Genomic DNA, 13,272 nt, shown 5'->3' on the forward strand with positions numbered 1-13,272 from the left:
ATTTTTGTATTCTTTTTATGCAAATGCACCACCATCAACCGCCATAGCATGCCCCGTTATAAAGGAAGATTGATCCGAACACATCCACAAAGCCACATCTGCTACTTCTTGTGGTTGTCCCATTCTTTTCATTCTTTGTAGGTTTATTGCTTTTTCAAGTGCTTCCGGATTGTGTGCCAATTTTCTTCGACCTTCCATAATCATTGGCGTTTCAATGGCTGTGGGACAAATAGCATTGATACGAATGTTTTTGGTAGCATTTTCTATGGCAGCACTTTTTACAATTCCGATGACCCCATGTTTAGAAGCTGAATACGGAACATTATCGGGTTGTCCCACTAATCCTGCTGCTGAGGATACACATACAATGTTTCCGCCACCTTGTTTTAGCATTTCAATCAATTGATATTTTACACAATACCAAGTCCCCGTTAAGTTGATATTGATTTGTTGCAACCAAGCCTCTTCAGGATATTCATGGGTTGGTAATGATAGTGTTCCTGCTATTCCTGCTGAGTTTACAGCACAATCCAATCGACCAAACGTAGCAATTGTTTGTTGTATCAAGTTTTCTACTTCTTCTCTTTTAGAAATATCACACTTCACGAATAGTACTTGTTGTCCTAAAGCTATTATTTCTTGAACTACAAGTGCTCCAGCTTGCACATTCACATCCGAAACAACTACTTTGGCTCCTTCTTTTGCAAAAGAGAGTGCAGTTGCTTTGCCTATTCCTGATGAAGCACCGGTAACTAAGCAAACTTTATTTTCAAATCTTTTCATCTTTTTATGTTCTAAAACGTTTTTCTATTCAAAATCAATTCCCATCGCTAATGCTTGTTCCACCATCAATGATTATATTCTGGCCACTGATAAATCCACCTGCTTTTGATGCTAGCATAAGTGCCACACCCGCGACTTCTTCCACTTTTCCAATTCTTCGTAACGGAGTCAGTAAGATTCTTTTTTCCATGACTTGAGGATTTTGGGTTAAAGGTTTTGCAAATTCGGTATCAATTACGCCAGGAGAAATTGCATTTACCCGAATATTATCAGGTCCAAATTCCACAGCAAGATTGCGTGCTAATTGTGCTAATCCCGCTTTTGAAATACCATATAATCCCAAATTCTTATTACCTCTTACACTGGATAAACTCGCCAGATAAATAATGGAACCGTCTTTTTGGGCCTGCATATTTGGGATTATTTTTTGGGTTAAGTAAATGGCTTTTTTTAAATTAATCTGCATTGTTTTTTCAAAATTTTCAGAGTCGATATCCAAAAAAGAACCCGGAATCGCTATACCGACACAATTAACTAAAATGTCTATGGTACCTATTTTTTCTTCACACTTAAAAATTAACGTATCTATTTCTTCTTTTTTTGAAACATCACAAGGAATTGTTATTGCATTGATTCCTTTATTTTGAAATTCTGTTTGAGTTGATAAACATCCTTTTTCATCATTGCTTGACACGATTACTGTGGCACCATGAATACCTAAAAGTTCCGCAATGGCTTTACCCATACCGTTTGAAGCACCTGTTATTAAAGCTACTTTCCCAGTTAAATCAAATAAGGTTTTCATTTCTAAAATGTTGTTTGTTTATCTGTCATCATGTTTTAAGAATAGAGTGTAGTGTCTTTTAGATTTGCCATCGATAGTTTAAGTTTTCATTTGTTGGACTAGATTCTAAATAAAAGTTAGACTTCATGTTTTTTATAGAATACTAATGTTGCATATATTCAGGAAGTGGTATTCCGTTCATCTCGTATGGTTTTGCCTCAATGAGTACAAAAACAATTCGGCAAACTTCAGTTTCACTTGGATTTTTCCATTTGTGTACTGTGCCGCGTTGAATTATAATTTCTCCGGCACCAATTCTCTTCGAAACTTTATTTTCTAATTCAAGTTCGATTTCACCGCTAATTATAATTCCATAATCGATGCTATCCGTTCGGTGAAGTGGGGAAGAAGCTCCTGGTAACATATCTACAATACGAATCACTGAACCTCCTTTTAGAGTTGTGCCAGCATCTCTTTTGGCACCATCTGTTTCATCATTGCAATCAGCAGGGACAGTAGCGGTTGTCCACAATGTAGTCATCGCAGCGTCGCCAGTTGGGATAATAATGGTTTCAAATTCTTCGTCGGAAGTAAATACTGCAATGCCTTCGGAAGTATGACCGGTTACAACTCTTCTAATTGGTATATTCATTTTGCTTTTATTTTATTAGTCTTCGTTTTGAGTTGGAGTTGACTTTAGCTTTTTCATAAACTCGCTGAAAGCAGGTCTAAATTCACTAAAAAGCGCATTATCTCTGTTTTTCAGCATTACTTCGCTAAACATTTTTAATCCAATCGCAAATTCTACGGCTTGATTTTCAGTCTGAAAAATATTTCTTTGTTTCATCCTTTCAACAATAGTAAAAATATTATCATGATTGTCAAATTCTAATTCGATTGGAGTATAGATGGTATCATCAACTTTTGCTGTTACCAAAAGTTCTAGTTTCAACTTGTATTTGTTTGTTCTTTTTTCCATTTTTTTTGTTTTTTATAAAGGTTGATTCTGAGTAAAATGTAATGGTATGTTTTTCCTGTAATTTCTATTCAACAACTTTATAAGTGAAATTCTTAAAATCAGCCGCCGCTTTAGATTTCACATTATTTCCTGTAGCATACAAACCAATATATACACCCGTAAAACCTCCTGCCGTTTCTGTACTCAAATATTTTGTTTCTACTTTTCCGAGATCGGTTGTGGGATTATTGGCTTGCGAAAAACCAAATTCATAAAACGCTGGAGTTCCAGAAATAGTTAGATTTACAGTGCCTTTTTTTAAGGGTATTCGCTTTTCAATGGTGTTAATTTTACCAATGTTATAGGCTAAAACCAGTTCACGTTCTTTTCCTATTTTTCGAATGAATAGTTTGTAATTGTGTAACCCATCTTTGTATAGCGTAATTCCGGCTTCTTCATTTTCGGTGATAGGATTAAAATCAATTGTGGTCGTAGCATTAAAATTAAAATGTTGCTGTCTTCTGCCTACAAAGGTCACTCCTGGATTTTTACTCAATGATTTTTCACTTCCATACAATCTTAAATACCCTTTGCGTTCCAAAAGGGAGTAGTTTTGAGGAATGGGATTATTGATGTAATTCCATTCGAAACCTAATTTTTCTCCAGAGAAATTATCGTTCTGATTGTAGGTTTTCATTTTTATTTCTCCGGGAAGTTTTTCTACTTTCATATCCAAAGCAATGGAACCAGTTCCATTTACAACTGGCCATTCGTTTGGATTCCAAACCACGGGAGCCAAAAAAGTTTCTCTGCCTAAAATTTGGTGGTCGTTTAATGGTCTAAAACCCAATGCTACCATAAACCAAGAACCATCATTAGTTTGGACTAAATCGGCGTGACCAGTTCCTTGAATTGGATTGTTTTCTTCATTTGCATTAGCGTGTGTCAGGATAGGATTTGCCAGATTAGATTCATAAGATCCCCAAATATTTTTGCTTCTGGCAATGGTAACTTTGTGTCCATATTCTGTTCCGCCTTCGGCAATCATTAAATAATAGAAACCGTCTTTTTTGTACAAATGTGGTCCTTCTGGGTATTTTCCGCCAGTTCCTTTCCAAATCGTTACAGGCTCTGAAAGTAGTTTTCCAGTAGCTAAATCTATTTCGGACATCACAATCCGATTTTTTATAGCTCCCCAATTTTGCGCAGACGTGACATAGACTTTCCCATTATCATCAAAAAACAAACTAGGGTCAATTCCAGGAGTGGCAATCCAAATAGGATTTGACCAAGGCCCAGCTGGATTTTTTGCAGTTACATAGAAATTTCCTTTGTCGGTAATATTAGTCGTTATCATATAAAACAAACCATTATTATATCGGATGGTTGGTGCAAAAATGCCCAAAGTAGTTTGCGCTTTCGCCAATGGCAATTGTTCTTCTCTATCTAAAACATACCCAATTTGTTCCCAGTTGACCAAATTGGTACTGTGAAAAATAGGCACCCCTGGAAAATAACCAAAACTGCTGTTTACCATATAATAATCGTCCTGCACCTTACAGATACTTGGATCTGGATAAAATCCGGGCAATACGGGATTTTGATAGTGTACTTGACCATAAACGACTACTTGTAATAATAACAAAAGTAGCGTTGGGATTATTTTGGTTTTAGAAGAAATCATTTTAGTCTTTGTTTATTTTTTACTTGTGCTCATTAGTATATCTTTTTTCAAACTAAACTCTTTTGTTTGTTTGATATCCAATGAAGAAGTTCCCATTCGAATCGTATATTTTCCTGCTTCGGCTATCCAAGAAGAAAGAGCAGGATCATAAGAAGCTAATTCGCTTGGAGTAAGGGTAAAGCTGATGGTTTGTGATTCGTTTGGCTGTAATAGTTTTGTTTTTGCAAATCCTTTCAACTCTTCGGATGGTTTTTTTAATTTTTCTGAAGGAGCATTTAGATACAATTGTGCCACTTCTTTTCCAGCTACTTTTCCCGTATTTTTGATGGTAATGGTTGCGGTAATTTTATTCTCAAAAGTTGATGAACTGAGTTGAATAGCACCATAAGAAAATTGGGTATAACTTAAACCAAAACCAAATTCGTAAGCTGTTTTTACCTTTTTAGTGTTGTAATAGCGATAGCCCACATAAATATCATCATCATAAGTTATCTCGGCAGGATAAGTTGGCATTACAGGATCGAGTGTTTCTCCTTCCTTAAGCGGAAGTTGTTTTCCTGGAAAATTTCCGGCTGAAGGTACGTCGGTGTAGGAAATAGGAAATGTAGCCGTTAATTTTCCTGATGGGTTTACTTTACCCGATAGTATATCGGCTATGGCATTACCACCTTCCATACCCGGTTGCCAAGCCATCAAAAGAGCATCAACCAAAGGACTCCAACTCGCCATTTCAAGAACACCACCAGCATTGATAACCACAATAACTTTTTTATTTTTTGCATGAAAAGATTCCGAAAGTGTTTTAAGTGTTTGCTTTTCAGCATCAGTTAAATTGAAATCATTTTCTACTTTACGGTCTTTAGATTCACCGGATATTCTACCAATTGTGATAATAGCAATATCAGAATTAGCTGCTGATGCTATAATCATCTCGTTTTTAACATCCATTTCTTTAATAGAAAAAGGATTAAAAACGTCCATAAATGAAGGAGCTGGTTTTTTGGCGTTTTCTGCTTTTACATAATCTTCATAAGTAGATTTGGCATTTTGTTGCAGTTTGAATCCAGAATTCAGTAAACCTTCGTCAAGAGAGATGGTATATTTTTTTACTACATCGCCACTACCTGTTCCTCCCGCAATAATGTCATAAGATGCGTTGCCAAATAAGGCAATAGTACTGGATTTTGGTAGTGGCAAAGCATTATTGTTTTTTAACAAAACCATTCCTTCAGCTGCTACCATTCTAGAAACAGCTGCATTTGCTTTTAAATCAGGTTCATTTGTATAATTATACTTTTTGAAAGTAATGGATTTTACAATAAGATTTAAAACGCGTTCCACACTCAGATCTAAATCAGTCATAGCAAGCGAGCCGTTTTTTACCGCATTGCTAATGGTTTGTACTTGATCTGGCCTTCCCGGCATTTGTAAATCATTTCCAGCTGCTAGAGAAATTGCCGCATTTTGTCCCGCAAACCAATCACTCATTACCATTCCTTTAAAACCCCATTCTTTACGTAAAATCTTAGTTATTAAATCTTTGCTTTCAGAGGTATGGGTGCCATTTATTAGATTGTATGAAGTCATCAACGTCCACGGATTTGATTTTTTGACGGCTATTTCAAAACCTTTTAGATAGATTTCTCTTAAAGCACGTTCGCTTACAATCGTGTTCAATTTCATTCTATTGGTTTCGGTATTATTAGCTGCAAAATGTTTTATGGAAACTCCAATACCATATTTCTGAATACCATTGGTAACAGCAGCTGCAATAGTTCCCGAAAGAAAGGGGTCTTCAGAATAGTACTCGAAATTTCGACCTCCCAAAGGATTTCTTTGTATGTTAAAAGCAGGAGTTAATACAATATCGATTCCATAATCCTTAGCTTCACGACCTAATATTTCACCCACCTTTTTTGTCATGATGGTATCCCAAGTGCTGGCTAATAAAGTACCAATTGGAATGGCTGTAGCGTATTTTGGTTTGGCATTGGTTAAATCCATAAAATGAATTCCAGCCGGTCCGTCCGACAGGGTAATGCTAGGAATTCCTAAACGGTTTATAGCGTGTGTTCTACCAGATGTACCCGGAACTTTCGGTGTAATTTTGTCGTCTTCGGGATCATTAGGAGGCAATAATCCTGCTGGCGCTCCCGGAATATACATACCCATTCCGACCACCAACTTGACTTTTTCTTCAAGAGTCAAAGCTTTGATAACTTGTTTTATATTGTTTTTGTTTAATTGTGGTAATTGTTTTTCTTGTGCCGAAACCATTAAGTTGAGGCAAGCAAAACAAATCATTAGAAGGAACTTTTTCATGATGTAGTATTTGATTTAAATGAAATATGAACACTAATTATGGTGATGTGCTACAACATTCCTTGCAGTTTCAACCATTCGCCAAAACGGTCTATCCAGCTGTCAACAGGTAAATTCTGTTTACGCATTCCAAAACCATGACCTCCTTTGGAGTAAATATGCAATTCTGCTGATTTTCTTGCGGCTAACCAATCGCTATAAGTTTTTACACTATTTGGGGCTAAACCCAATTGGTCATCTGAAGCGGCTGCAATAAATAGAGGAGGAGCATCTGCTGGAACAATTGTATTTTTTAAAGCTCCTGTATAGGCGTAAATTGGGGCTGCAAAATCTGGACGATTGCTTCCTTTCGAATTGAAAACGGTGCCAATTGCTACAGTTCCTCCAGCCGAGAAACCTATAATTCCGATTCTGTTTTTCTCAATATTAAACTCAGCTGCATGATCTCTCACATATTGTATTGCAGTTAATCCATCGGCAATAGCCAGAGTGACAATGGGAGCATTGATGGAATCTAATTTTTTTCTATTTTCGAATAATGGAAAAAGCTCTTTTACGGGGTCGTCGGTTTCACTTTTTACGAGTCGGTATTTTAAGACAAATGCCGTTATTCCTTTTGAATTTAACCATTTGGCTACCTCAATTCCTTCACTGTTTATAGATAAAGTATGAAAACCACCTCCTGGACAAATAATCATAGCAGTTCCGTTTGACAAAGTTTTGTCCGGTGCATACATCGTAAGTGTGGATTGTGAAACATTGTACACCACTTGGGTTTGAAATGTCTGTGAAAACATTTCTTTTTCCTGCCAATTCCAGTTTTCTGAACCGGGTGCTTTCCCCTGATAGAGAGGAATCGTTTTTTGGGCATTTGAAATAAATGCGATAAATAATACAACTAGAAAGGTTTTATTTTTCATTATAATCGATGCTAATTATTAATTTTTATACTGTTGAATTAATTTTTGATACTCATAAAAACTTTGTTTTGGGATGCGTTCTTGGGTTTCGAAATCAACGTAGATTAGTCCAAAGCGTTTGGTGTATCCAAAAACCCATTCGAAATTATCCCAACCACTCCAAGGAAAATACCCAATTAGGTTTACACCATTTGCTTTAGCTTTTAGCGCAGCGGCTATATGACGTTTGATAAAATCAGCACGAAGCGGGTCTTTTACAATAGGTTTTGCTTTCAAATCTTCCCCTTCAAAACCAGCACCATTTTCAGTAATCATCATTTTTGGACTACCATAATCATTTTTTATTCTTGTTAATAAATTGTATAATTCATCTGGTCTTACGGGACCATTGTGCGATTTTACTTTATCGGTGTTATTGTCCATCCAAGTACTGGCAAAAGGCGCTTTTTCATCATAATTCACTAATGCTGGGGCGTAATAATTAATTCCTAAAAAATCAGGTTTAGTTTCAGCTAGTATTTTCATTTCAGATCCTGAAGGTTGAAAGGAAGGATCGTATTTTTGAACTGAATCAACTACTTGCTGTGGGTAATTCCCTTTAAATAAGCCGTCCAAAAAGAACTTGTTTAAAAGTTTATCTTCAAATTCACTCGCTTTTAAATCTTTAGGATTATTTGAATCTAAAGGCAAACATGGCGATAGATTTAAAGTCATTCCTATTTGTCCTTTTAAATTCATTTCATGATACATTTTGGTAACTGCTGCGTTTGCCAATAATTGGCGATGTGCTTTTTGAATACCTTTAGCAAAACGAACGGTATTTGGTTCTTTACTTTGCTCCATATTGATTAGGTATTCAGCAACCATGAATTCAATATAAGGTTCATTGAAAGTGATGAAATACTTTACTTTTTTACCATAACGTTTCAAAACAACTTCGGCATAATTTTTATACCAATTGATCATTTCTGGATTTCCCCAACCTCCTTTTTGTACTAAAGCAAAGGGATAATCAAAATGATACAATGTAATAACTGGTTCAATTCCGGCCGCTTTTAAATCATCGATAAGAAGGTCGTAATGCGCCAAGCCTTTTTCGTTTACTGCTCCAGTGCCATCAGGGATAATTCGGCTCCAGTCTAATGAAAAACGATAGGAATTCACGCCAAGTTTTTTCATTAATTGAATGTCTTTTAAGTATTGCGTTCGGTCATACATATTGATGGCTACATTTCCCGTTTGTTTTTGACCAATTAAAAACTGGGTAACGCCCACTTTATTGGTTAGGAAATCCCATTTCGATTCACCTTTTCCATCTTCTTGGAAACCACCTTCTACTTGATAAGCAGCTGAAGCAATTCCCCATAGAAAAGGTTTTTTATTTGTTTTTTTCTGCGCTTCTGTTTTTTCCTTACATCCTATTAAACATACAAATGCTATCATTAGAATTGAAATACGTTTTGTCATTTGTTTTGATTTTTGATTTTTTTTTATAATGAGTAACAGATAGTTTTTTTGATACTATTACTGTTTTATTTTTTTGATGCTAAAAAGCTATAGGACGGTTTCAATTTCTGAAAAGCTTTCTTTTTTACTAAAGCTTTTGTTACTTTCGAGTAATTTTGAAACAAAAAACAAACCTAATACAGCCATTACGGCAGATACCCAAAGAAAGGCAGATGGATCTATTTTATCCGAAAGTACTCCAGATATTGCAGGGATAATCACGCCTCCTACAATCTCTCCTATACCCATAACTAAGCCCATTGCTTTAGCACGCAAATGGATTGGTACTCCTTCTGAAGGGATTACTGCAGCAACCATAGCGATACAGCCCATCGCTAAATAGCTAATAAACATAGCAGGAAGTTGTAGCGCAGATCCGCTAAGGAAATGTACGGTAAAAGGGTATAAAATCCCTAGACCCATAAAAATAAACATGATGGGTTTACGACCAAATCGATCAGAAAGACCTGAAACAAGTACAGAACCTATCAATCCTGATAATCCTAAGAGTCCCATAGTTTTTCCCATTTCATCTGCTGACATTCCCTGTACTTCTATAAAATATTTTGAGATAAAAGGGAGTGTTGCAAACCACCAACCAAAAACACAACAAGCCAATGGGATTCCCCATTTTATATTGTTATACTGTACTAGTTCAGAAAAATTAATTGTTGAATTGGTTTTGTTTTCTGTACTTTCTGCAGTTGGTTTTTTGATATAACGCCAAGCTAATAGCGCTAAAATTAAACCTGGGATTCCCGCAATATAAAATGCTTTTCTCCAACCCATACTCTCAGCAATGGCTACAAGTATAACGGGTGCTAAAATGGAACCAAAAAGTGCTGCTCCAACTCCTTGTAGAATACCTGCATTGAGTCCCAATCGATTTGGAGAAGATTCTCTTTCAACAAAATTTTGTGCAAGAGGGATTACCGCACCTTCAGAAAAACCCATTACAAATCGAGCTATAAATAGCGTTGCAAATGACAAGGCTACTCCTGATCCGAAAGAGCAAATTGAAAAAGTGATTACTGTAATTAGGAAAACCAATTTTTTTCGATTTTTTGCTTCTGCCCATGCCACAGTAAAATAGCTTGAAAAAGCCCATGCTAATGAAAGAGACCCAGCTAGTAATCCTATTTGGGTGTCATTCAAAACTAAGTCTTTTGCTATATAGGGCATAAGAAAATTAAGTGCTAAACGGTCAAAAAACAGGCAGCCAAATACGAGTGCCATTAGGGTAACCATTCCATTTTCGTAGGTAAAAAATTTATTTTTCATATAAGATAAAATAATCCCCCTTTCGGGGGATTTAGATTAATTAAAATTTATAAGAAGCGGTCAAGAAAAAAGCTCTAGGCATACTTCCTTGAGTTGAATAAACTGCATTAGGATTAGCATCGATGTATGCTTTTGAAAATCCTTGACGATCTAAAGCTGCCGGGAATCCACCTGGTCCAGACCAACCCATTACACCATAGGTATTCAAAAGATTATTGACATTGGCTTGAAGTCCAAATTTTTTGCTAAAATCATAACCAAAAGTTAAGTCTAATGTGGTGAATGCAGGCATTTTGAATGCATTTTGTACATTGGCTTGTCTTGCTCCCATGTAACTTACATTTAAGGAACTGTAGAATTTGTTTATATTGTAGTTTGGACTAATGTTGAATATTAAACGAGCGTTGTTATCCGTTTCATTTCCTGATAAATCTTGTAAGACATCATCACTTGGTCCGTCAGCGTTGGCAATCCATGTAGTGTATTTTGTTGCTTTTGAATTTTGTACAGTTGCACCTGCTCTTATTCCAAACTGATCTGTTATAGCAAAATTACTTTCTAATTCTACACCGAAAGTTTTAAAAGTATTGAATTGGTTAAGCGGATTGTAATTGGTACCATTAGTATTAGTAAATGTTTGCGAAGTAGCTACATTACTCAATATACTGTAAAACGGTGTAACGAATACTTTTACCTTTGGAGTGCTTATTTTATATCCCGCCTCAATTTGTTCTACTTGTTGCGCATACGCTTTGGTATTGTCAATAAGAAATTGTGAGCTTTGGTTTAAATAAAAATTGATATCCGGAGATTTTTTACCATTGGTGTAACGTACATAAACCGCTTGATTATCACTTAATTTATAGTTTAATCCACCGGAGAAGGAAACTGTATTTACAGTGTTATCAATTTTTAAATGCGTACCTTCTTTTCCTCCAAAATTATCGTAGATGGTCAAAGGATTACTATCAAGACCAGCTGATTCTGCATTGATTGCGGCTTTTGAATTAAAACCGGCAACGTTCAACGATTCATATCGGATACCCCAGTCAAAATTTAATTTGTCTGATATTTTCCAATCATGACCAAAAAATACTGAAGCTTGTTTTTGTCTTAATGAAGAGATATCAGCTCCGCCACTTCCAGGAATTTGTACTCCATTAGGATCGGTTACTTCATAGGTTTTTCCATCAAAACCATTTAAAGTTATGTCTACTAAATGCGGTTGGTCTTGCATAGTACCCAATGCAATACCAAAATCTTGAGCTCCTCCAATTCGGTCTACTTTTGAATTTCCGTAAAAACCTCCTAAAATGAAATTCATATTTTTTACTTTTTTACTAATGCTGAAATTATCCATAAACTCATTACTTTTAGTTTCAGAATAAAAAAGTGGTAAAAAGAATAATGAGTTTTTCTGAACATTGGAACCAGGAAAATTGTTGTTTGGTCCCGGGATAAAATTGAATCCTGCAAAATTTCCGTTGATGATATTAGGCGCTTGCGTAACAGTCCCTAAAACTTGTCCATTTACACGATCTGTAAATGTGTATGTTCCGAATTTTCCCAAAAGATGTGGAATAGCATAAAACAGAAAACTATCAGTAGCAAAAGGGGTAACAACAGCAGGGGTATTGTTCACTATTTGATTTTTTTGCAAACGCGCATCATTTTTTAACGTAAATCCATTTCCAAGATTATGGCTCCAGTTCATACCAACAGATTTTTGTTGGGTATGGATTTTATCAGTAGATTTGAATGTTCTGCTTGAGTTATCATTAATAGGAATCTCCATGGTTAATTTTGGAAGATAATACGAGTCTGTAGATGAAAAACCAGCAGGGATTTTCGGGTCATTCCAACCTATTGTAGGAGTGAATTCGGCTACGGCATTTTTGTCGTCCAATAGTTTAGCATATACTTTAATAGTACCATTTTTATATTTATTAACGATATTAGCTCTAAATTGTCCTCCATTATTCATAGGATAACCTAGCGCTCTTGCTCCATCAGATTCTCTGTAAAAACCACTTAAATTATAAGTTAAAGAGCCTGATTTACTTAATGCTCCACCTAAATTAAGGTCAGTTCTGTAATAAGGATTTTTAAAATTACCTTCCAATCCAAATTTCGATCTTATTTCTCCGGCAAAAGTTTTTCCACCTTCCTTTGATACATAATTAAAGATTCCTCCTGGTGCATTTGCTCCTAAAATTGATGCTGTTCCACCTTTTACAGCTTCTATTTTTGCAGTTCCGGCATCAGGTCTTAGGTAATAATCTACTCCTAGATTAAGGTTGGTAACGGGCAAACCATCTTCTTGCATTGATACATAATAATACCCATTGGCATTATCAATTGAACCAGCTGAAATACCTCTGGAATACACGGTATTCTGTACTTCACCTCTTGCTTGGTTTACGTAAACACCTGGTATATTTTTCAATAAATCGCCCGCACTTGTTGCTGCTGTTCTTTCAATTTGTTTGGTACTCATTGTAGAAATTGCAACAGAAGATTGCATTCTGGTGCGTTTGTCAAATACTCCTGTCACCACAACTTCATCCAAAGCGGCTTGATCATCTTGTAATGCAATGCTTAATTTGCTTGTTTGTGGGATTTTTATAGTAATTTTTTGGGTTATAAATCCTATGTATGAAATAACGATTTTATAGGTTCCATTCGCTATATTTTCGATAACAAAATCTCCATTAGCATCCGTTACCGTATTTTTATTATTTCCTTCTATAATGATTGAGGAACTTGCTAAACCTAAACCCTTGGAATCCGTAACAGTCCCTTGGATTTTTCCTTCTTGGGCAAACAAATTAGCGCTACAAGTAGTGATTACTATAATAAGGAAGATTCTCCTTATAATTTGCGTTGTTTTCATAATTTTCACCTTTTTTTAATTATATTAGTTTTTTTTAGTTACATAAAATATATATATGATAATATTTTACATTACAAAGATGGGATACAAAAAACAGATCTGTTAATCAAAAAAAGGCTACTACTATTCAAAATCAACACA

At 35.6% G+C, this 13,272-nt stretch carries 10 protein-coding genes; all 10 read right to left on the minus strand.

Annotation, left to right across the window (positions count from 1 at the left end; genetic code table 11):
- Positions 1 to 15 precede the first annotated feature (15 nt).
- Entirely contained in the window at positions 16 to 783 is a 768-nt protein-coding gene (locus tag OA85_RS03020) for an SDR family oxidoreductase (RefSeq protein WP_039108024.1), read from the minus strand.
- Between the two features lie 34 nt (positions 784 to 817).
- On the minus strand, positions 818 to 1,588 hold the full coding sequence (locus tag OA85_RS03025) for an SDR family NAD(P)-dependent oxidoreductase (RefSeq protein WP_039108025.1): 771 nt from the start codon (positions 1,586 to 1,588) through the stop codon (positions 818 to 820).
- A gap of 142 nt (positions 1,589 to 1,730) precedes the next feature.
- Positions 1,731 to 2,219, minus strand: a complete 489-nt coding sequence (locus OA85_RS03030) for a cupin domain-containing protein (RefSeq protein ID WP_039108026.1) — start codon at positions 2,217 to 2,219, stop codon at positions 1,731 to 1,733.
- Positions 2,220 to 2,234: 15 nt separating this feature from the next.
- A complete protein-coding gene (locus OA85_RS03035; RefSeq protein WP_039108027.1) occupies positions 2,235 to 2,546 on the minus strand; it encodes a DUF3861 domain-containing protein in 312 nt (103 codons plus the stop codon).
- 64 nt (positions 2,547 to 2,610) lie between these two features.
- Positions 2,611 to 4,209, minus strand: coding sequence for a glycoside hydrolase family 43 protein (locus OA85_RS03040; RefSeq protein ID WP_039108028.1), 1,599 nt, complete (start codon positions 4,207 to 4,209; stop codon positions 2,611 to 2,613).
- 12 nt (positions 4,210 to 4,221) lie between these two features.
- Positions 4,222 to 6,531: a glycoside hydrolase family 3 C-terminal domain-containing protein gene (locus OA85_RS03045; protein WP_039108030.1), complete on the minus strand. Its 2,310-nt coding sequence runs from the start codon at positions 6,529 to 6,531 to the stop codon at positions 4,222 to 4,224.
- A 50-nt stretch (positions 6,532 to 6,581) separates the two neighbouring features.
- Positions 6,582 to 7,451, minus strand: coding sequence for an alpha/beta hydrolase (locus tag OA85_RS03050; RefSeq protein WP_039108032.1), 870 nt, complete (start codon positions 7,449 to 7,451; stop codon positions 6,582 to 6,584).
- 18 nt (positions 7,452 to 7,469) lie between these two features.
- Entirely contained in the window at positions 7,470 to 8,918 is a 1,449-nt protein-coding gene (locus OA85_RS03055; RefSeq protein WP_197056049.1) for a glycoside hydrolase family 1 protein, read from the minus strand.
- 87 nt (positions 8,919 to 9,005) lie between these two features.
- Positions 9,006 to 10,238: an MFS transporter gene (locus OA85_RS03060; protein ID WP_052257130.1), complete on the minus strand. Its 1,233-nt coding sequence runs from the start codon at positions 10,236 to 10,238 to the stop codon at positions 9,006 to 9,008.
- Between the two features lie 40 nt (positions 10,239 to 10,278).
- Positions 10,279 to 13,131, minus strand: coding sequence for a TonB-dependent receptor domain-containing protein (locus OA85_RS03065; protein WP_039108033.1), 2,853 nt, complete (start codon positions 13,129 to 13,131; stop codon positions 10,279 to 10,281).
- Between the last annotated feature and the right edge of the window lie 141 nt (positions 13,132 to 13,272).

Origin of the sequence: Flavobacterium sp. AED (assembly GCF_000812945.1) — a bacterium.
In the GTDB taxonomy this organism is placed as follows: domain Bacteria; phylum Bacteroidota; class Bacteroidia; order Flavobacteriales; family Flavobacteriaceae; genus Flavobacterium.